Genomic DNA, 19,511 nt, shown 5'->3' with positions numbered 1-19,511 from the left:
TCCGTTGATATGTTCCCTGCATTTACCTGCACCCGAGCCCGCAATGATTCCCATCGCATTTATCCGGGATTGATGCTCTTCAAAATTTTCTGAGGACTCACGGGGTGACTTTGACTTGCAAATTTCTGTTATAATAGAGGACAGTATGAAGCAGGTATGGAGGTAAAAGATGGCAAATTATACGCCGATGATACAGCAATATTTAAAAGTAAAGGAAGGAGCAAAGGACGCTTTCCTTTTCTTCCGCTTGGGCGATTTTTACGAAATGTTCTTCGAGGATGCAATTCTGGCCTCCAAGGAGCTTGAGATTACATTAACAGGCCGCGAGGGCGGAGTGGAGGAGCGCATTCCGATGTGCGGTGTGCCTTACCATGCTGCCGAAGGGTACATACAGCGCCTGATCGAAAAAGGTTATAAAGTCGCGATCTGCGAACAGCTCGATGATCCGGCAGTCACCAAGGGCATGGTCCGGCGCGATATTGTTCGCGTGGTCACTCCGGGTACAGTTATGGACGGCAAGATCATCAGTGATAAAAACAACAACTACCTCGTTTGCGTGACTGAGGAAGACGGGATGATGGCACTGGCTGCTTGTGATTTGACCACGGGTGAGCTGTATGTAACCTCTGTTCTTTCAGGCGCTGAGTGGCTTCGGGATGAGATTGGCATTTACGAGCCGGCTGAGATTATCGGGGATGCGGCGCTTTTGGACATGCTGCAGGCAGAGGCATCGCTTCTGGCGAAGCCTGTAGTCTATACTCCTTGGGAAAAAAGTGAAGAAGAGCTGGCCCGCCGTCAGTTTGGCGAAGCGGCCTGGGTGCGGCTGGAGAAGGAACGCGGGCACTGCCTTGCGCTGCTGATTTCTTATTTGAACGAGACCCAGCGCCGTTCCCTGGGACAGCTCAGCCAGATTTCCCCATACGAGCCTGGCAACTATATGATTCTCGATCCGTTTACCCGCCGGAATCTGGAGCTGACCGAGACTGTGCGTGAGCGTTCCAAAAAAGGCTCGCTGCTCTGGCTGCTCGACCGCACCGAAACCTCGATGGGCGGGCGGCTCCTGCGGCGCCGAATCGACAAACCGCTGCTTCAGCGTGCGCCGATTGAGCGGCGGCTAGAGGCTGTTGATTATTTGTACAACCAGTTCATCGTACGCGAGGATCTGCGCGGGGCGCTGAAGGAGATTTACGATCTGGAACGGCTGGTCGGGCGTATTGCCTATGGCAGTGCCAACGGACGTGACATGAATGCGTTGAAGCTGTCGCTTGCCCAGATTCCGGCGCTGAAGGAAATGTGTCTGACTTCTGGCTCAGCTACGCTGCGGGAGATTGGGGCCAGCATGGATGATTGCGCGGAGCTGCGCGAGGATATCGACCATGCAATTGTTGAGGATGCGCCTGTGTCCGTGCGTGACGGCGGAATTATCCGTGCGGGCTATCACGAGCGTCTGGATGAGCTGCGTGAGGCCAGCAGCAGCGGCAAACGCTGGATTGCGGAGCTGGAAGCGAAGGAACGGCAGGCAACAGGCATTAAGTCGCTGAAGATCGGCTACAACAAAATCTTCGGCTATTATATTGAAATTACCCGCTCCAATTTGTCAGCTCTGCCGGAAGGAAGATATGAACGCAAGCAGACGCTGGCGAACGCTGAGCGCTTTGTTACACCGGAGCTGAAGGAGAAGGAAGCTCTGATCCTTGAAGCCCAGGATAAAATGACCGATCTGGAATACAGCTTATTTATTCAACTGCGCGACCGGATCAGTGCGCAAATTCCCCGCCTGCAGGCGCTGGCCGAGAAGGTGGCGGAAGTTGATGTGTACCAGTGCCTCGCGGCTGTCAGCGCTGAGCACCGTTTCGTGAAGCCGAAGCTCTCCGAAGGCTACGATTTGCGGCTGGAGGGAGGACGTCATCCGGTAGTGGAGGCGGTGCTGAAGGATGCGGCGTTCATTGCGAACGGCAGCACACTCAGCAAGGATGAAGGCAATATCCTGCTGATTACCGGCCCGAACATGGCGGGTAAGAGCACCTATATGCGCCAGGTTGCCCTGATTTGTATTCTGGCCCAGATCGGCTGCTTCGTCCCTGCGGGGAGCGCGGAGGTTCCGCTGATTGACCGGATCTTTACGCGGATCGGAGCGGCGGATGATCTTATCGGCGGACAGAGCACGTTCATGGTGGAAATGGCCGATATCCAGGTCATGACCGAAAAAGCAACAGCGCGCAGTCTGATCATCATCGACGAACTGGGCCGGGGGACTTCAACAAGTGAAGGGATGGCTATCGCCCAAGCCGTGATCGAATACGTGCATGATACCATTGCCTGCAAAGCCCTGGTCTCGACGCATTTTCATGAGCTGGCTCATTTGGAGCAAAGTCTCACTGGACTGCGCAATTATTCGATGGCTGTTCAAGAAAGCGGCGACAAAGTAAATTTCCTGCGCAAGCTGGTGCCGGGAGCGGCGGACAGCAGCTACGGGATTTACTGCGCGAGGCTTGCGGGTCTGCCTGAAGGCATCATTGACCGTGCGTATGGATTGCTCCAGAGTATTGAGCAGGCGGCCGCTCCGAAGGCTGCAGCACTTAACTACGGCACTGGTTATGATAGTCCTGCAGAGTCAGTGATCAAAGAAAACCCGGCATTGCCGCTTCAGCCTCAGTTGGGGCTGGGTGAGCAGTCCACAGGCAGCTCAACACCAGGCAGTCACACGATGACTGCAGCATCTGTAAGCAATATAGGGGTATCCTCCGCCGGCAGTTTGCCACAGGTTTCCGTCTTTGAGACGGCTGCGCCCGCAGCATCGGCTGTTGCCGAAGCGGCTGCCTCTCTTGATTCTTCTTCAGTGGAAGAGGACAATGAGGTTGTACAGCTCTCGATCTTTGGCGAGGAAGAGCCGCGCAAAAACCGTAAAGGCGCGCTTGCAGCACCGGCGGCAAAAGAGAATCCGCTTGTTAAAGAGCTGATCTCCGCCGTTCAAGGCGCTGACCTGATGAACATGACTCCGCTGCAGGCGATGGGCTTGCTCAACGAGCTGAAGCTGAAGGCCAAGGAGCTTTAGGAGCTTCTGACTAACTTTTGAAAAAGCGAGTCTTTGGATTACGGAGGTTCATTTAAGCTCTAGCTGTATTTCATACAACTAAAAAGTCCTATTTTCGCGCTAAATTCCATTTATCTGCATTCTGTGCAACTAAACTGACAGACATGCTGTAAAAGAAGACTTTTCGCTGTTTTTAGCTGTACAGTATGCAATTATCACTAATAACAAGGGTTTACGTCCCTTTTTAACTGCAGCAAGTACAGTAATCGGGTACGCATTCAATAATGCAACAGATCTATAACAGCTTAATTACGAGGTGAAATGAACATGGCCAAAATTCATGTGCTGGACGAGCATATTGCCAACCAGATTGCCGCAGGGGAAGTAGTGGAGCGGCCCGCTTCCGTCGTGAAGGAGCTTGTGGAGAATGCTATCGACGCCGGGAGCACCCGCATTGAAGTATCGGTGGAGGAGGGGGGGCTCCAGAGCATCCGGGTCAAGGACAACGGCTCCGGGATTGATCCCGAGGATTGTGAGACGGCTTTTTACCGCCATGCTACCAGCAAGCTGACGAATGGGCGTGATTTATTTCAAATTACGAGCCTTGGTTTCCGGGGAGAGGCTTTGCCCAGTATTGCCGCCGTCTCCAAAGTGTCGCTCCTTACCGCTAATAATGATGACGGCAAAGGCAGAGGCCTTGATATTGAGGGCGGTAAGCTGATAAGGAATGAAGATGAGCCTTCCGGCAAGGGAAGTGATCTTGCGGTACGGGAATTATTTTACAACACACCGGCAAGGCTGAAATATATGAAAAGCATTCAGACTGAGCTGGGGCATATCTCAGATGCGATGTACCGGATGGCGCTGGCGCATCCGTCAATCTCCTTTACGCTCCATCATAACGGCAATCAGCTGCTGCATTCACTCGGCAACGGTGATCTGCTGCAGGTTATTGCTGCCGTTTATGGAACCTCAGCGGCCAAGGCAATGCTGCCAATAACTGCAGAGGACCCGGATTACCGGATATCCGGTTACGTCAGCCGGCCGGAGTGGACCCGCTCGAACCGTAATGCAATCACTACGATTGTAGGCGGGCGCTACATCCGCAGCAACGGGCTGAACGCGGCTATCATGCGCGCCTACCACACGCTGCTGCCGATTAACCGCTACCCGCTGCTGGTGCTGCAGCTTGATATGCATCCGTCGCTGGTCGATGTCAATGTGCATCCGGCGAAGCTGGAGGTCCGCTTCAGCAAGGAGGCTGAGCTGTATGCTTTTGTAGAGCAGGAAATCCGCAAGGTTCTGCTTGGGCAAAGCCTGATTCCCCGTCCAGGCAAAGAAATGATCGGTGGCAAGGGTAGCAACTCTTTTATACAGGAGCAGTTTGCATTTCCAAAAGGAGCGGTTCCACCGCCTCCTCAGGAGGGGTCTGACTCTTGGAACGGCCGGGAATCCGCTGCTCTCCGCAGCGGAATGGCACCTGCATCCGGCAGCGGCCTCCCGCTTGCCGGAGACCCTGGCATGGAGCAGCCCCGTTCAGAAGGACCGCGCAGCGGCCTGCCGGTACAGCCATCCAGTGGCCGGCAGAGCGGTAGCGATGCGCCGCTCTTTGCAGGAGGTGCCGGGCAGTATGCCAATAACGCCAGTGCGGTTTCACCGCCTGGAACTATCCAAGCGCGGGAAACAGCTGCGACCTATGGCGGGAGCGCTCCGCAAGCAGGCTGGCGCCCGCAGGACAGCAGCGCTGGCAGCACCCGGGAAGGCTATACCGCTAGCAGCTACCGCCCGCCCGCTTCCTTCAACGCTGCGCGGGGCCAGATGCCGTCTACGGAGGAGCTGTATGCGCCTCCCGGCAGTGAAGAGGCGGCCCTTCCGCAATTCCCGGAGCTGAATTATATCGGTCAGCATCACGGTACTTATATCATCGCCCAGAATGATAGCGGACTGTATCTCATTGATCAGCATGCTGCGCATGAACGGATTAATTACGAATATTATTATGAGAAATTCGGACGTCCCGAGGATGCTTCCCAGGAGCTGCTCCTGCCGATTACCCTGGAGTTTACCCCTTCGGAGAGCCGTCAGCTTAGCGAACGGCTGCATTGGTTCCAGCAGGCGGGTGTGTATCTTGAGCACTTTGGCGGCCAGACCTTTCTGGTCCGTTCCCTGCCTTACTGGTTCCCGGAAGGGGATGAAAAGGCGGTCATCGAGGAGATGGCGGAATGGGTGCTGAGCGAGCGGTCGATTGACCTGGCGAAGCTGCGCGAGAAATCTTCGATTCTCTGCTCCTGTAAGGCTTCCATCAAGGCCAATCAGAAGCTGACCGAACATGAAGTGGAGTCGCTCCTGTCCAGGCTGGCCGCGTGCCGTCAGCCGTACACCTGCCCTCACGGACGGCCGATTGTAGTTTCTTTCTCCGCTTATGATCTGGAGAAGCTGTTCAAACGCGTCATGTAATAGCAACACCGTAAATTTGAAGTGGGCAAGATCGGAGGCAACATGATTATAACAACGGGTTTTGACCCGATACCGGAAATTGTACTGCGGGCCCGGAGCCTTGCAGAGCGAACCGGCACTAAATACGCGCCTAGAGGCAGATTTTCCATGACCAAGCTGTTGGAGCAATATGGAGACGGAGAGATTCTGGTGGTGCTGCAAGAGGCAGTACGGTTGATTACACCAGACATGCCGCCGATGGAGTTCCATCCCAGCATGGGCTTTGTCCGGGCTAAAAGGCTTATCCGGGGCGAGCTTGACCCTATGCTTGAGGCTGCCGGAATGGTGCCAGGTGACAGCGTGCTGGATTGCACGGCAGGCCTCGGCAGCGATTCAATGCTGTTTGCCATGCATGGGGGCGAGAATTCAACGGTCACTGCACTGGAAAGCTCTTTGCCGCTGTATGCGCTCCTCCTTGAAGGAATGAGCCATTATATCTCAGGACAAGAGAAGGTGAACGAGGCGCTGCGCCGTGTGCGCGTTGTACACAGTGATCATCTGGTCTACTTGCGGGCTCAGCCGGACAAGAGTGTGGACATCGTCTATTTTGACCCTATGTTCCGTGTGCCGCTGACGGATTCATCAGCGATTTCCCCGCTGCGCCATTTCGCCAATGCGGCGGCTTTGTCGCCGGAGAGTGTTGCGGAGGCAGCCAGAGTAGCGCGCAAAACTGTTCTTTTAAAAGAAAAAGCCTTGAGCGGAGAATTCTCCCGGCTTGGCTTCTCCGAACTGCTGCGGGGCAGCGCCAAAATATCGTACGGGGTGATATTCATTGACAACTGAGACTAAACGCAGGGTTCTGGTGCTGCTTGGCCCGACTGCGGTCGGCAAAACCAGGCTTAGCCTTGAGCTGGCACAGGCATACAATGCCGAGATTATCTCCGGGGATTCGATGCAGGTCTACCGGGGCATGGATATCGGCACAGCCAAGATAACGCCTGCGGAAATGCAGGGTATACCCCATCATCTGATTGATATCCATGATCCGCAGGAGTCCTATTCGGCTGCTGAATTTCAGGAGCAGGGCGTCAAGCTGATTGAAGAGATCAGCGTGAGAGGAAAGCTTCCATTTATCGTAGGCGGGACTGGCCTGTATATTGAGTCGCTGTGCTATGGCTTCCGCTTCTCGGAAGCGGTGGCGGATGAAGCTTTCCGCAGTGAGATGGATGCATATGCGGAGACACATGGGGCAGAGGCGCTGCATGCCCGGCTGGCTGCAGTAGATCCGGCAAGCGCAGCCAGACTGCACCCCAATGACCGCCGCAGAATCATCCGGGCGCTGGAGATACAGCATCAGACCAAGGTCACGCTTTCCGAGTCGCACGAAGGGCAAAAAAAGGAATCTCCTTACGAGCTGTGCCTCATAGGTTTGACAATGGACCGGAAAATACTATATAAACGTATTGAAGACCGAATTGATCAGATGCTGGCGGACGGACTCGTCGCCGAGGTGGAAGGACTGCTGCAACGCGGCTACAGCAGAAGCCTTGTGTCCATGCAGGGACTGGGCTACAAGGAAATTGCCGCCTACCTCGCGGGCGAAATGACGCTGGACGAGGCTGTGACTCTTTTAAAGCGCGATACCCGCCGATTCGCCAAGAGACAGTTGTCATGGTTTCGCCACATGAAGGATATTCAGTGGATCGACGTCAACGAGAGCCAAAACTTTTCAGAGAATTTTGCCAAAATCCGTGCTATAATAGCAGGAAAGTTTCTCTCCGGTCTTGAATATACTTCTGAACAATCTAATTGAACCATTGGGGGTACGTCATATGAACAAGTCCATTAACATCCAAGATACGTTCTTGAACCAGTTGCGTAAAGAAAATATCCCTGCCACAGTATATCTGACCAACGGCTTTCAAATCCGTGGAATCATCAAAGCCTTCGATAACTTCACGATTGTCATTGACAGCGACGGCCGCCAGCAAATGGTGTACAAGCATGCAATTTCCACGTTTACACCGCAGCGCAGCGTATCGCTCATGCAGGACAGCGGAAGCGAAGAATAAGTTTTTACAGTCTTAGAGCGAAACCTTTTTGTTTATAAATCGTTTGAATAGAGAGTGCGAGAGAGCAACCTGTGAGGGTTGTTCTTTTCATTCGTGCACTCAACTACAGGATTTTTCCGAGAGGGAGTCAGGAGGTACCATGTCCAGAGACGAAATATCCAGGACGAATCGTAATAGAAACAGTAGTTCAAATGTATCCAGTTCCAGTTCCAGTTCAAAGGGTAAACCGCCGAAGAAAAAGAAAAGTTTTCTAACGAAAAAGCGTGTGCTGTGGACATTGTTTTTTGCTACGGCGCTGGCAATTTTTTGCGCGCTGGGCGGTTATCTGTTCATCATGGTGAACGGTCAGAAGCTGCTGGATGCGAACATTGACAAGCTAACGGTAAACGAGACTACGAAGATTTATGACCGGAATGCGAATTTGATCGGGGAGCTGGCGCTGGAGAAAAGCGAGCCGGTGGAGTATGAGGCGATTCCCAAGCTGCTTGTTGACGCCTTTGTTGCCACCGAGGATAGACGGTTCTTCGAACACAGCGGTGTGGATCTTTGGTCAATCGGCCGTGCGGCGGTGAAGGATATCGCGGCGCGCAGCATGGTTGAGGGCGGGAGTACGATCACTCAGCAGCTCGCGAAGAATATATTCCTGACCCGGGATAAGACTTTTTTCCGTAAGGCCACAGAGGTTTCAATCGCAGTGGCGCTGGAGAACAAGTACACCAAAGAAGATATCATTACCAAGTATCTCAACCGCATCAACTTCGGCGGCACGATTTACGGCATCAAGGCGGCATCCATCCGTTACTTTGGAGTAAGCAATCTGAATGATCTAAAGGTTTGGCAGATTGCCACGCTGGCGGCTATGCCTAAGGGACCTTCCCGTTACAATCCGCTGCGCAATCCTGAGCTGTCCAAGGAACGGCGTGGTGTGGTGCTCCAGCTGATGTATGAGCAAGGGTACATTACCAAGGATCAGATGGACGAAGCCAAGGTGGTTGACTACAACTATAAACCGCCGGAAAGCAAACAGCGTTACCAGGCATTCATTGATTATGCTGTCGGTGAGGCTGAAGAAAAGTTCGGATTGTCCGAGGATGATCTCAATATCGGCGGGTACAAAATCTACACGACCATGGACAAACATGCCCAGGAAACGGTGGAAGATGCATTTGCGGACAGCTCCAACTTTGAGAAAAGCGTCGATGATCAGCTGGTGCAAGGCTCGATGACGATCATCAATCAGGAGAACGGCAGCATTGTAGCGCTTCTTGGCGGACGTAATTATGAGAAAAAAGGCTACAGCCGTGTAGACGGCAGCCGCCGCTCGCCAGGCTCCTCATTTAAGCCGCTGGTTGCTTATGCGCCTGCGCTGGAGTCGGGCAAGTTCACAAGCAGCTCGCTGCTCAGCAATGAAAAGCAGTGCTTCGGCAAATATTGCCCGAACAATCTGCACGGTTATTCGAAGACGATCAGCATGGGCGATGCCCTGACAAAGTCGGAGAATATACCAGCCGTGTGGCTGCTGAACGAAATCGGTGTGAATACCGGCTTCCAGTTCGCCAAGAATCTGGGGATTAACCTCAAGGATGAGGACAAAAACCTCTCGCTTGCGCTCGGAGGCATGAGCGAAGGTACGAACACGCTGGAGATGGCGCAGGCCTACAGTGCCTTTGCCAACGGCGGTGAGCTGCGGGAAGCCTATTCAATTAAATCAATTACCAACAGCGACGGCGACACCGTCTACAAGGCCAATACAACCCCGAAACGGGTTATGACCGAGAACACGGCTTACCAAATGACAGAAATGATGCAGAAGGTTGTACAAGACGGTACAGGTAAAAAAGCGAAAATCGATCGTCCTGTAGCCGGTAAGACGGGTACTACACAAAGCGGGTACGAAGGCATCAGCTCTAACCGGGATGTATGGTTTGTCGGATACACGCCTGAGTGGACCGCTGCGGTCTGGATGGGGTATGACAAGCCAAGCAGAACCCATTTGCTCAAGAACAGCAGTCCGCTTGCGGCGGCGTTCTGGGGCAAGGTGATGGAGGAAGCGCTGAAGGGTGTTCCGTCCAAGGCCTTCCCGCAGCCGGAGGGAATAAGCCAGCCGTCTCCATCACCTACTGCGGACACAGTACAGCCTGTTAGTGGGCTGAATGCAGCTTATGATCCATCGACAATGACAGTCAACCTAAGCTGGGCGGCTGTGCCGACCGCAGGTGTTGAATACAGAATCTACCGCAAAGAAACGTCCGAGTCTAAATTCAGTCCGGTGCTTAACACGACTTCGACCAGTGTTGGCGATATCAGCGCAATGCCTGGACTGAACTACGAATACTATGTGACGGCTTACTATCCTGATCTGGATGTCGAAAGCGAACCTTCAGCTACGGTTACCGTCGAAGTCCAAGACGAGCAGCCGACATCGGAACCGACGATTGATCCGAATCTTCCGACAGATTCAACCGGAAACGGCGGGGATAACGGTCAAGGGAACGGCAACGGTAACGGAAATCCTGGTGACAACAACGGCAACGGGAATGGTCAAGGGAACGGTGGCAATAACGGTAATGGCAATGGTAATGGCAACCAGGGAGGCAATAGTGGCGGCGGTCCGGTAAATACACCGGAAGCTACGCCACCACCGCCTTCAGATACACCCGTAACTACGGATGTTCCGGCTGTGACCACTGGCGCAGGCGGCACAGAGAACGGCGGGGCCGCCAGCGCAGATCCGGCTGCCGGCATGGCAGATCAAGGCAATGCACCTCAATAGATTTAAAGATAATGAAATCTTCAACCTCCGTCAGCCAGGCAGTCTCCCCCAATAGGGAGATTGCCTGGCTGATTTTTTTGTTGCCAGGTTTGAACTCCCTTTGTCGCATTTTGTAAGGGATGTTTTGAGTGTGTCTCCTAAATGTGTTAAGCTGAAGACACCATTTCTTGAGAGGGTCATTCATATGAAACGTAAATTCGGAGACCGGGCCAACTGGCGCCGGATTACGCGCCGCCATTTTGCTTGCCGCTATGTGGAAAGCCGGGAATTCAGCGGATATATTACACTTTATACGATTTATGGGCTGAAGGAACCACTGTGGAAGAGCTATGGCAGGCATACATACCGCATTGCGGACAAAGGATATTCGTGGCTGCAATATTTTCCTAAAGACAGCCATTACATTGTGACGGCTATGTTCGACGAACGGCAGAATATCGTACAATGGTACATTGACACCTGCAAGGTCCAGGGAGTTACAGATCAGGGGGTTCCGTGGTTTGACGACTTGTATCTGGATGTTGTGGTGCTGTGGAACGGAGAGGTGTTTTTGCTGGATGAGGACGAGCTGGAGGAAGCGCTGGAACGTGGGGATATTACGGACAGTGACTACAATTTGGCCTGGGCAACAGCCAACAATATTTTACGCAGCATAGACGCTCATGCCTTTCCTTACTTCGCCCTCTCGCTTAAGCATCGCGCCGAATTGTTCCATCATGGAGAATTCAGGAGGAAATAGAATGGAATGGTATGTCTATCAAAGGGGTTCATCCCCGATTCGCAAAATGTCCCGAAAAAGACGTTTCCGCTTCAAACGAAAACTATGGATTGCTCTAATCGTCTGTGTTGTAGCGGGACTGGTGTGGTCCGGGATTGCTCTGAATAATATCAACAGCGCAGCTACAACCACGCCGATGATGAAAGCGGATGCGGGTATTGTTCTAGGCATGTCAATGTGGGGCGACGAGCCTAGTCCTGGATTGAAGGAAAGGCTTGATTACGGACTGAAGCTCTACAAGGAAGGGATTTTCACCCGTTTTATTGTTTCAGGCGGTCTGGATCATGCGGACTACAAATACACCGAAGCTGAAGGCATGAAGAATTATCTGGTCGGACAGGGTGTGCCGGAGAATGCAATCCTTCTCGAGAACAAATCTACCAGCACCTATGAGAATCTCCTGTTCAGCCAGCGGATCATGCGTTCCGAAGGGTTGTCCACAGCGGTCATTATTACTCATACCTTTCATGGACGGCGGGCGCTGGAAATTGCCGAGAAGCTGGACTATGCCCAGCCTGAGCTCGGGCTGACCGACTCACAGGTGATGTCCATGTTCAAGTACAAAACCCGCGAGATTCTGGCCTATACGAAATGGAAGCTGCAGGAGCTTTCTCTGTAAGCTATTCTCAAAAAGAAAGCAAGTTCCTGAAACTGCTAATAACACCTCATGCTTCGGAATAGACTTGAAATATAATATAGTTAAAGTCAGTCCTGGACAATGGGGTGAACAAGGTGAACGGACGCGTAGCGGCGGCAAGCGGGCGGGAGGAAGGCAGACCGTCACGACAAATTAATATTGTGCTGCGGAATCAAGAAGCGCCGGCAGTAAATAATGCAGCTGCAGACAGCCTGGTTCAGGCTATACCTTCCAAGAATCACGGATATAGCGGACTGTTCCAGGAGATTAGCAAGGAACTTGACGCACTCGTGGGATTGGAGAATATCAAGGAGCTTGTCTTTGAGATATATGCTCTGCTGCAGGTTGCCCAGATGCGTAGCGAAGCAGGACTTGCCTGTGGCAGCCAGGCCTATCATATGGTGTTCAAAGGCAACCCCGGCACTGGCAAAACAACAGTGGCCAGGATTGTTGCGAAGCTCTTCCAGCGGATGGGTGTACTCAGCAAAGGCCATTTAATCGAAGTGGAGAGAGCTGATCTTGTTGGAGAATATATCGGCCATACCGCCCAAAAGACACGGGATTTAGTGAAAAAGGCGCTCGGCGGCATTCTTTTTATTGATGAGGCCTACAGTCTTGCCCGCGGCGGAGACAAGGATTTCGGTAAAGAAGCGATAGATACGCTGGTAAAATCAATGGAGGATCATCGCAGTCAATTCGTGCTAATTCTGGCCGGATACTCCAGCGAGATTGATTATTTTCTTATGAGCAATCCGGGTCTGCCCTCGCGGTTTCCGATCCAGGTAGAGTTTCCGGACTATACGATTGACCAGTTGCTGCAAATTGCCGAGCTGATGGCCAAGGAGCGCGATTATATTTTGATGCCGCAGGCCATACTCAAACTAAAGCAGCATTTGCTGATGGAGAAGACGGAAAGTCTGCATGCCTTTAGCAATGCGCGTTATGTGCGCAACTCCATTGAGAAAGCCCTGCGTTCCCAAGCTGTGCGCCTCCTGAATCAATACGAGAGCACGAGCCCCGGCAAGCAGGAGCTAATGACCCTGCGCACCGAAGATTTTAAGCTGTAGACAGCAAACTGTTCACAACGGAAGGTATACCTCTTCAGGTATATAGATAAGGAGTATGTAATTAATGGCAACCACGACACATGATACAGAAACAGAAGTACAGGACCGGGCGATCTTAGTCAGTCTGGTCACGGACAAAATCAAACGCTCTGGCATTGACCCCGAGCTTTCGCTGCAGGAATTGGTTCAGCTGGCGGAGACCGCAGGGGTTGAGGTGCTGGAGGTTATGCGCCAGAACAAGGAGACCCCCGACTCCAAGTGGTTCATTGGTAAAGGCAAGGTAGAAGAGCTGCGGATGGCCGCTGACGGCCTTGGGGCGAATACGGCTATCTTTGACCAGGAGCTGTCCGGGGCACAGGTACGCAATCTTGAGGAGACTCTGGACCTGAAGATTATTGACCGTACCCAGCTAATTCTGGATATTTTTGCAGGGCGCGCCAAAACGCGCGAGGGCATTATCCAGGTCGAGCTGGCACAGCTCTCCTATTTGCTGCCGCGTTTGTCCGGGCACGGGAAGAATCTGTCCAGACTGGGCGGCGGCATCGGCACTAGAGGCCCGGGGGAAAGTAAGCTGGAAACGGACCGCCGGCATATCCGCGACCGGATTGCCGAGCTGAAGCGCCAGCTTGATGAGGTCGTCAAGACGCGTGAACTGCATCGTGAACGCCGCAGAAAGAGCGGGGCCGTGCAGGTGGCGCTGGTCGGGTATACGAATGCCGGCAAATCCACGCTGCTTAAACAGCTTACGAATGCCGATGTTTATATTGAAAACCAGTTATTCGCGACACTTGACCCGACCTCGCGTGTGCTGCAGCTTCCCGGAGGGAAGGAAGTAGTGCTTACCGATACGGTTGGCTTCATCCAGAACCTGCCGCATGATCTGGTGGCATCCTTCCGGGCTACACTGGAGGAGGTCAATGAAGCCAATCTGGTGCTGCATGTGGTCGATGCTTCCTCGCCGATGCGGGAAGAGCAAATGGAAGTGGTGCAGTCCATCCTGCAGGATCTTGGCGCGGCGGGGAAACCGCAAATTGTATTGTTCAACAAAAGCGATGCCTGCCGGCTTGACCAGTTGGAAATGCTGCCTGCTGGACCAGGGCATCTGAAGGTCAGCGCATTTAACCCTGAGGACCTGACCCGGATCACAGAGATCATCGCTGATGAGCTGGCTGGAGACACGTTGACTTTTCGGATTCCCGGGGACCGCGGGGACTTGTCTTCGCTACTCTATCGGGTGGGTGAAGTGCTTGAACAGCATTTTGACGAGAACGATGTTCTGTACAACGTCCGCCTGAATAAAGAGGATTACGGGAAATGGAGCTATAAGCTCGCTGAGTTTGTGGAGCAGGAATAGACCTAACCCAGAGAATGCGACGCAGCTCTGACTTTTCATGGCAAGTAAATGTAATGTAAGGAGAGAACTAGGGGAATGGCAGTTTTTGCAGAGGATATTTTACAGGCGGCAGAGGCCGCAGAGCAGGAAATTGAAGATGCGGTGAAGTCGCTTGACCGGATAGTCGATCATAATCAGTGGAAGGTAATTGAGGCTTTTCAGCGGCAGCAGGTGAGCGATTTTCATTTTGCCGGATCTACAGGGTATGCTTATAACGACCGGGGCCGTGAGGTGCTGGATCTTGTCTATGCGGAGGTGTTCGGGGCGGAAGCCGCGCTGGTACGCCCGCATTTCGCCTCCGGCACACATACGATATCCACAGCACTCTTTGGCGTGCTGCGTCCCGGAGATGAGCTGCTGTACATCACAGGCCGTCCTTACGATACGCTGCATAAGGTAGTCGGCAAACCGGGAGACGGCACCGGCTCCCTGGCTGATTTCGGAATCGGTTATCGCGAAACGGCATTAACGGCTGAAGGGAAAATTGATTGGGCAGAGGTAGCGCTGGCTATTAATGACAATACCAAGGTGATCGGGATTCAGCGGTCCCGGGGGTATGACTGGCGTTCCTCCTTTACCGTTGAAGAAATCGGCGAAATGGTGGCAAAGGTTAAAGAGCTGAAACCGGATGTAATCGTATTCGTAGATAATTGCTATGGCGAATTTACAGAAAAGCTTGAGCCGCCTCAGGTGGGAGCGGATCTTGTTGCCGGGTCGCTGATTAAGAATCCGGGCGGCGGAATCGCCGAGACGGGCGGTTATATTTGCGGCCGCCGCGATCTTGTGGAGCTTGCGGCCTACCGGCTGACAGCACCGGGGATTGGCGGCGAAGTGGGAGCCATGCTGGGGACAACGAGAGGGCTATATCAGGGGCTGTTCATGGCACCGCATACAGTGGGACAGGCAGTGAAGGGCAGCATCTTTGCTGCTGCTGTGTTCCAGCGCTGCGGGTTTACGACCAAGCCTGCCTGGAATGAGCCGCGTACGGATCTGATCCAGGCGGTGGCTTTTGACGGACCGGAGCATCTGATCGCCTTTGTACAGGGCATTCAGCGTGCCGCCGCCGTCGACAGTCATGTCGTTCCCGAGCCGTGGGATATGCCAGGTTATGAGCATCCTGTCATTATGGCGGCAGGTACATTCATCCAGGGTGGCAGCTTGGAGTTATCTGCGGATGCGCCGATCCGGGCGCCGTATATCGGCTATATGCAAGGCGGATTAACGTATTCTCACGTAAAATATGGAGTTTTGATGGCTTTACAAAGTATGAGAGATCGCAGACTATTGTAAAGTAAACTTACATACCATTGACACGCCAAATTAAGAAATGTACAATGAGATGAGAAAAAGATCATTGGAAGGTTGGATGAGTCATGGGTGATGAAATCCGCAGAAATATGGCATTATTCCCTATAGGAATCGTAATGAAGCTAACTGATTTATCTGCAAGACAAATTCGTTATTATGAGCAGCACAGCCTGATTGTGCCCGCGCGCACATCTGGCAACCAGCGTTTGTTCTCATTCAATGATGTAGAACGTCTATTGGAGATCAAGGCATTGATAGAGAAGGGGGTTAATATTGCCGGCATCAAGCAGGTGATGAACCCTGTTTCGAAGGAATCTGAAGAAGCTACGGTCATTACCCCTGATACAGAGGTAAGACGTAGAGAATTGTCTGACTCACAGCTTCACCGTTTACTGAAGCAGGAGCTGGTTTCCGGTAAAAGACCGGGACAAGTGTCTCTCATTCAAGGCGAGCTATCCCGGTTTTTTAATAAATAATACACAGAGACTTGAAAGGGAGAGGGTAAAGTGAGCTTTTCAAAAGATGATATCCTGCGTGTAGCCAAGGAAGAAAACGTCCGTTTTATTCGTCTGCAATTTACCGATCTGCTTGGCACGATCAAAAACGTGGAAATTCCCGTTAGTCAGCTCGAAAAAGCGCTCGACAACAAGATGATGTTTGACGGCTCTTCTATCGAAGGTTATGTTCGAATCGAAGAATCCGACATGTACCTCTACCCTGATCTTAGCACATGGGTTATTTTCCCTTGGGTTACGGACAGCAAGGTCGCACGCCTGATTTGTGACGTGTACATGCCTGACGGAACGCCTTTTGCCGGCGACCCTCGCGGTATTCTCAAACGTTGTCTGGAGGAAGCCGAAGAAATGGGCTTTACCGCAATGAACGTTGGACCTGAGCCGGAATTCTTCCTGTTCAGAACCGATGAGAAGGGTAATCCAACTACTGAGCTGAACGACCAAGGCGGATATTTTGATTTGGCGCCAATGGATCTTGGGGAGAACTGCCGCCGCGAGATCGTTTTGACTCTTGAAAAAATGGGCTTCGAAATTGAAGCATCGCACCACGAAGTCGCTTCCGGCCAGCATGAGATTGACTTTAAATATGCTGACGCCATCAAGGCGGCTGACCAAATCCAGACCTTTAAGCTTGTCGTGAAGACGGTTGCCCGCCAGCACGGCCTGCATGCAACCTTTATGCCTAAGCCTCTCTTTGGCATGAACGGTTCCGGGATGCACGCACACCAATCCTTGTTCAAAGGCAGTGAGAATGTCTTCTACGATGAAAGCGACACTCTTGGCCTGAGCAAAACTGCACGTTACTATATGGCCGGCATTCTGAAGCATGCACGTGCTTTTGCGGCGATTACGAACCCGACAGTGAACTCCTACAAACGTCTGGTGCCTGGTTACGAAGCGCCTTGTTATGTAGCTTGGTCTGCCAGCAACCGCAGCCCAATGATCCGTATTCCGGCATCGAGAGGGCTCAGTACACGCATTGAGGTCCGCAACCCGGACCCGGCAGCTAACCCGTACCTTGCACTTGCTGTAATGTTGAAGGCAGGTCTTGACGGCATCAAACGTCAGCTTGATCTTCCGGCTCCAATCGACCGCAACATCTATGTGATGTCTGAGGAAGAACGGATCGAAGAAGGCATTCCAAGCTTGCCGTCTGATCTGAAGGAAGCGCTGAATGAAATGATCCGCAGCCATGTTATCACCGAAGCTCTCGGCGAGCATGCGCTGGCTCACTTCTACGAACTGAAAGAAATCGAGTGGGATATTTATCGGACTCAAGTACATGAATGGGAAAGAGATCAATACATGACTCTTTACTAGGATGAAGCAGCCCTTGACGCTCTAAGCGTTGAGGGTTTTTCTTGTGTGGATTTCGTTGAGGAAATAATTAACGGCCCCGCGTACGGGACCGTCTGCTGTGGATCAGGAATTTGTGTATTTTAAAAATTCATGAGGGACTTCGGTTTCGCCAAGAATGGCTTCAACAGCTTTCCAAGCCTCTTGGAATTGGTTCCCGCTGTAATTCGTTCTATTGCTTGTCGGACTTGAGAGAGACATATCAAAAACTATAAATTCACCTTCCTCCTCAATCACTCTAAAGCTTACAGTGCGGTCTTTTTTCTGAATTCGTACTTCTTCCACTGTGCATCCTCCTCTTTATCTCTTAGGGAACAACTAACTTAGTCTTATCAAATCCTGAACGGAAAGGCAAGTTCATCCATTAAAATCTAGTTCCTGTTAATTATTGCATAGCCAAATCTGACGTAATGTGACACAATGGAAGAAAATACGAAAGGAGCTATCTGGTATGGAACAAGCTAATTCGACGCTGATTCTTGATTTGCTGGATGTTCATAATATCCGGGTGAATGTTGAAGACAAGCAAATGACTTTTGTCGAGGCTGTAGAGACTGAGGCGAGATCGCAAGGGGTTGAAGTGTCCGGAGCGCACAAAGTTGTTTTACCCGAAAACCATGGTTATTTGAAAGAAAACATCGAAACAGCTTTGAAGCATATAGAAGAGAAGTAAAGTGAAGGTCCACAGATCGTGGGGCTTTTTTCTTTGCGTTTAATGGACCTTATATAGAGGGGCATGACCTTGCCGGAAGGGCTTCAACGCGGGCGGGGTCTTTTTTGCGATTTTACGCCAAAGATTGCGTTTACATATTGTTCCAAGCCGCTGTATACTATTTTTACAGAGTGGCTATAAGCTGACAATTAAGTACGAACCACATATAAGGAGGTAGCTTTTTGAAATCAACATATAAAGTCCTTTCCAGCGATGCGGATTTGTTTGCTGCAGCTCTCGCCCAGGTAAAGGTATACGTGGTCCAATTAATGGAGGGCAAGCCGCATGTGATTGCAGACTATGCCGGTCCTGTGCAGAGATGGACTCCTGATGATGTATTGGTGGCCGGAATGTGCTACAGCCGTGAGGGGTTTGAATTTAGGGTAAGACTACCCCAGAAGTAATTATACGGAAGGTGAAGAGAGTGGAAGATGGACTACGGCAGCGTTTAGGATTGCCACAGCAGCAGGAAGCAAGCGGATCACCATTGAACGAGACTCTGATTACGGATACGGACGGCATAACTGTGCTGAACGTTTCCAGAGAGGATGTGGAACAAGGCCGACTGGAGCGGTATCTTCGGGAGTTCAAGAAATATGAGAAGAAAAGGCTTCGCGGCAAAGTTTCGCTGATCTGGGGCGGCTATGCGCAGGACCCTAGAGAGATTTATCAGATCCGGGAGATTACGAATTGGATAGATCGTCTTTTGAAGAATATCCCTCATCTGTTTTACTTTTTGAGCCGGGAGAATTACAGCATGCGCATTGCTTTCTTTTGTTTATCGGAAGTGGTGGGCCGGGCGGGGCTGGAAGTATCTATTACGAAGGAGCAGGGCCGGCGTTTGATCGAAAAGGTTGCCAAGAGCGCAGTAGTTTACTCCAGAAAGCTTAAAGAGCCGGCGGAAGCGCAGTTTGCTCTTGCTGAGGGGATTTTGGAGGAGCTGGGGTACGATCAGACACTCGAATAGCTCATAGAAATGCCTCCGGAAAAAGCTTTGCAGGAGCGCGGTGGTTTTTCCTGGAGGCCCAGATTAAGATGGCGTATTGTAATTATACGAAATTGAAGGCAGCGATTTGGTCAGCATACACGATAAGCTGCTTATATTCAATCTCAGTCCCGTAGCTGGAGAAAGGTCTTACAACCACATTATCCAGTACTACAAAGTTATAATTATAGTTCTTCTCAGGGTGCTCTGCGCCCAAGTAGGAAATGTACTCATCCACGATGACGTCATCCATTAATGATTTCAGGTTAAATACATCCTCATCTTGTCTGCTGTTATAGCCGGCTACATTTCCTTGAATGCTGCCAAAGCTGGTGAGGATGTTTACTCTGCGTTCCCCATGATCGTTGTTCAGCAGGAGATTGGAGAGCTTCCCCAAAGCATCCACCTTAAAATCAATATGGGTTCTAATCTTTGAATTATTCAA

The 19,511-nt window shown here is 51.8% G+C and carries 18 protein-coding genes; 16 read left to right on the top strand and 2 right to left on the bottom strand.

The window, feature by feature from the left end; translation table 11 throughout:
* Positions 1 to 169: 169 nt before the first annotated feature.
* The 13 genes from mutS to glnA all read left to right on the top strand — a co-directional run bounded on the left by mutS (position 170) and on the right by glnA (position 17,333).
* Positions 170 to 3,055: a DNA mismatch repair protein MutS gene (mutS, locus tag AC0LWN_RS03920; protein ID WP_474663292.1), complete on the top strand. Its 2,886-nt coding sequence runs from the start codon at positions 170 to 172 to the stop codon at positions 3,053 to 3,055.
* Positions 3,056 to 3,361: 306 nt separating this feature from the next.
* Complete coding sequence (gene mutL / locus AC0LWN_RS03915) at positions 3,362 to 5,491, top strand: DNA mismatch repair endonuclease MutL (RefSeq protein ID WP_474663291.1); 2,130 nt, start codon at positions 3,362 to 3,364, stop codon at positions 5,489 to 5,491.
* A 42-nt stretch (positions 5,492 to 5,533) separates the two neighbouring features.
* A complete protein-coding gene (locus tag AC0LWN_RS03910; protein ID WP_474663290.1) occupies positions 5,534 to 6,313 on the top strand; it encodes a class I SAM-dependent methyltransferase in 780 nt (259 codons plus the stop codon).
* The gene (miaA, locus tag AC0LWN_RS03905; RefSeq protein WP_474663289.1) at positions 6,303 to 7,283 is read left to right on the top strand and encodes a tRNA (adenosine(37)-N6)-dimethylallyltransferase MiaA; all 981 of its coding nucleotides are present in this window, start codon (positions 6,303 to 6,305) and stop codon (positions 7,281 to 7,283) included. Before AC0LWN_RS03910 ends, miaA begins: the two co-directional genes overlap by 11 nt.
* 19 nt (positions 7,284 to 7,302) lie before the next feature.
* On the top strand, positions 7,303 to 7,542 hold the full coding sequence (hfq, locus tag AC0LWN_RS03900) for an RNA chaperone Hfq (protein ID WP_019910673.1): 240 nt from the start codon (positions 7,303 to 7,305) through the stop codon (positions 7,540 to 7,542).
* Between the two features lie 139 nt (positions 7,543 to 7,681).
* Complete coding sequence (locus AC0LWN_RS03895) at positions 7,682 to 10,315, top strand: transglycosylase domain-containing protein (RefSeq protein ID WP_474663288.1); 2,634 nt, start codon at positions 7,682 to 7,684, stop codon at positions 10,313 to 10,315.
* A 184-nt stretch (positions 10,316 to 10,499) separates the two neighbouring features.
* The gene (locus AC0LWN_RS03890; RefSeq protein WP_458962449.1) at positions 10,500 to 11,054 is read left to right on the top strand and encodes a ribonuclease FAU-1 family protein; all 555 of its coding nucleotides are present in this window, start codon (positions 10,500 to 10,502) and stop codon (positions 11,052 to 11,054) included.
* 1 nt (position 11,055) lies between these two features.
* A complete protein-coding gene (locus AC0LWN_RS03885) occupies positions 11,056 to 11,712 on the top strand; it encodes a YdcF family protein (protein WP_474663287.1) in 657 nt (218 codons plus the stop codon).
* 113 nt (positions 11,713 to 11,825) lie between these two features.
* On the top strand, positions 11,826 to 12,797 hold the full coding sequence (locus AC0LWN_RS03880) for an AAA family ATPase (RefSeq protein ID WP_458962447.1): 972 nt from the start codon (positions 11,826 to 11,828) through the stop codon (positions 12,795 to 12,797).
* A 64-nt stretch (positions 12,798 to 12,861) separates the two neighbouring features.
* Positions 12,862 to 14,151, top strand: a complete 1,290-nt coding sequence (gene hflX / locus AC0LWN_RS03875) for a GTPase HflX (RefSeq protein ID WP_474663286.1) — start codon at positions 12,862 to 12,864, stop codon at positions 14,149 to 14,151.
* 75 nt (positions 14,152 to 14,226) lie between these two features.
* Positions 14,227 to 15,480, top strand: a complete 1,254-nt coding sequence (locus tag AC0LWN_RS03870; RefSeq protein ID WP_474663285.1) for a methionine gamma-lyase family protein — start codon at positions 14,227 to 14,229, stop codon at positions 15,478 to 15,480.
* Positions 15,481 to 15,563: 83 nt separating this feature from the next.
* Positions 15,564 to 15,974 (top strand): MerR family transcriptional regulator, encoded by a 411-nt coding sequence (locus AC0LWN_RS03865; protein WP_019910684.1) that lies wholly within the window; start codon positions 15,564 to 15,566, stop codon positions 15,972 to 15,974.
* A 30-nt stretch (positions 15,975 to 16,004) separates the two neighbouring features.
* The gene (glnA, locus tag AC0LWN_RS03860; protein WP_458962444.1) at positions 16,005 to 17,333 is read left to right on the top strand and encodes a type I glutamate--ammonia ligase; all 1,329 of its coding nucleotides are present in this window, start codon (positions 16,005 to 16,007) and stop codon (positions 17,331 to 17,333) included.
* Between the two features lie 102 nt (positions 17,334 to 17,435).
* Here the strand turns inward: glnA and AC0LWN_RS03855 are convergent, their stop codons facing one another.
* A complete protein-coding gene (locus AC0LWN_RS03855; protein WP_458962443.1) occupies positions 17,436 to 17,654 on the bottom strand; it encodes a hypothetical protein in 219 nt (72 codons plus the stop codon).
* 166 nt (positions 17,655 to 17,820) lie between these two features.
* On the opposite strand from AC0LWN_RS03855, the gene AC0LWN_RS03850 reads away from it, so the two are divergent.
* From AC0LWN_RS03850 to AC0LWN_RS03840, 3 genes are all read left to right on the top strand, one after another.
* Positions 17,821 to 18,042 (top strand): hypothetical protein, encoded by a 222-nt coding sequence (locus AC0LWN_RS03850; protein WP_474663284.1) that lies wholly within the window; start codon positions 17,821 to 17,823, stop codon positions 18,040 to 18,042.
* 221 nt (positions 18,043 to 18,263) lie between these two features.
* Complete coding sequence (locus tag AC0LWN_RS03845) at positions 18,264 to 18,485, top strand: hypothetical protein (RefSeq protein WP_474663283.1); 222 nt, start codon at positions 18,264 to 18,266, stop codon at positions 18,483 to 18,485.
* A 20-nt stretch (positions 18,486 to 18,505) separates the two neighbouring features.
* Positions 18,506 to 19,048 carry a hypothetical protein gene (locus AC0LWN_RS03840; protein ID WP_474663282.1) on the top strand — a complete coding sequence of 181 codons (543 nt, stop codon included), beginning with the start codon at positions 18,506 to 18,508 and terminating at the stop codon, positions 19,046 to 19,048.
* Positions 19,049 to 19,130: 82 nt separating this feature from the next.
* Here the strand turns inward: AC0LWN_RS03840 and AC0LWN_RS03835 are convergent, their stop codons facing one another.
* Complete coding sequence (locus AC0LWN_RS03835; protein ID WP_474663281.1) at positions 19,131 to 19,511, bottom strand: hypothetical protein; 381 nt, start codon at positions 19,509 to 19,511, stop codon at positions 19,131 to 19,133.

Source organism: Paenibacillus sp. sgz302115 (assembly GCF_056120445.1).
This window is presented reverse-complemented; position numbering and strand designations above follow the sequence as displayed.

Coding starts and splice junctions, on each gene's coding strand:
- mutS (WP_474663292.1), top strand. CDS start 170: ATGGCAAATTATACGCCGATGATACAGCAATATTTAAAAGTAAAGGAA.
- mutL (WP_474663291.1), top strand. CDS start 3,362: ATGGCCAAAATTCATGTGCTGGACGAGCATATTGCCAACCAGATTGCC.
- AC0LWN_RS03910 (WP_474663290.1), top strand. CDS start 5,534: ATGATTATAACAACGGGTTTTGACCCGATACCGGAAATTGTACTGCGG.
- hfq (WP_019910673.1), top strand. CDS start 7,303: ATGAACAAGTCCATTAACATCCAAGATACGTTCTTGAACCAGTTGCGT.
- AC0LWN_RS03895 (WP_474663288.1), top strand. CDS start 7,682: ATGTCCAGAGACGAAATATCCAGGACGAATCGTAATAGAAACAGTAGT.
- AC0LWN_RS03890 (WP_458962449.1), top strand. CDS start 10,500: ATGAAACGTAAATTCGGAGACCGGGCCAACTGGCGCCGGATTACGCGC.
- AC0LWN_RS03885 (WP_474663287.1), top strand. CDS start 11,056: ATGGAATGGTATGTCTATCAAAGGGGTTCATCCCCGATTCGCAAAATG.
- hflX (WP_474663286.1), top strand. CDS start 12,862: ATGGCAACCACGACACATGATACAGAAACAGAAGTACAGGACCGGGCG.
- AC0LWN_RS03870 (WP_474663285.1), top strand. CDS start 14,227: ATGGCAGTTTTTGCAGAGGATATTTTACAGGCGGCAGAGGCCGCAGAG.
- AC0LWN_RS03865 (WP_019910684.1), top strand. CDS start 15,564: ATGGGTGATGAAATCCGCAGAAATATGGCATTATTCCCTATAGGAATC.
- AC0LWN_RS03850 (WP_474663284.1), top strand. CDS start 17,821: ATGGAACAAGCTAATTCGACGCTGATTCTTGATTTGCTGGATGTTCAT.